The sequence below is a fragment of the Mesorhizobium sp. M1E.F.Ca.ET.063.01.1.1 genome, from assembly GCF_003998155.1.
Classification (GTDB): domain Bacteria; phylum Pseudomonadota; class Alphaproteobacteria; order Rhizobiales; family Rhizobiaceae; genus Mesorhizobium.
On record NZ_RZSC01001343.1, the window covers coordinates 1 to 827 of the forward strand.

The following is an 827-nucleotide window of genomic DNA, read 5'->3' on the forward strand; positions in this document are numbered from 1 at the left end:
AAACGCCCGCGACCGCTCCGCCCCGTATCGCCGAGATCCACCCGCGGCTGGCCGACATCGACGCGCATTCGGCCGAATCCCGCGCCGCCACCATCCTGGCCGGCCTCGGCTTCGACGATGCCGCGCAGAAGCGACCGGCCTCGTCCTTCTCGGGCGGCTGGCGCATGCGGGTGGCACTCGCCGCCGTGCTCTTCTCCGAGCCCGACCTTCTGCTGCTCGACGAGCCGACCAACTATCTCGACCTCGAAGGCACGCTGTGGCTGGAGAACTATGTCTCCAAATATCCGCACACGGTGCTGCTCATCTCGCACGACCGCGACCTGCTCAACCGCGCCGTCAACTCGATCGTCCATCTCGACCAGAAGAAGCTGACCTTCTGGCGCGGCGGCTACGACCAGTTCGAGCGGCAGCTCACCGAGCAGCGTGAGCTGCAGGAAAAGAGCCGCGTCAAGCAGGAAGCGCAGCGCAAGCACATGGAATCCTTCGTCGAGCGCTTCCGCGCCAAGGCCTCGAAGGCCAGGCAGGCGCAGTCGCGGCTGAAGGCGCTGGAGAAGCTGAAGCCGATCGCCGCGGTGGTGAACGATACGGTGCGGCCGTTCTCCTTCCCGGAGCCGGTGAAGACGGTGGCCTCGCCGATCGTGGCGCTCAACGGCGTCAATGTCGGCTACACCGAGGGCAATCCGGTGCTGAAGAAGATGACGCTGCGCATCGATGCCGACGACCGCATCGCGCTGCTTGGCGCCAACGGCAACGGCAAGTCGACCGTCGCCAAGCTGCTCGCTGGCCGCTTGAAGGGCGAACCCGGCACCATCACCATTGCGCCGGGC

At 66.6% G+C, this 827-nt stretch carries 1 protein-coding gene; it reads left to right on the top strand.

The window, feature by feature from the left end:
* A partial coding sequence (locus EOA29_RS38440; protein WP_145970122.1) for an ATP-binding cassette domain-containing protein occupies positions 1 to 827 on the top strand: 827 nt, incomplete at both ends.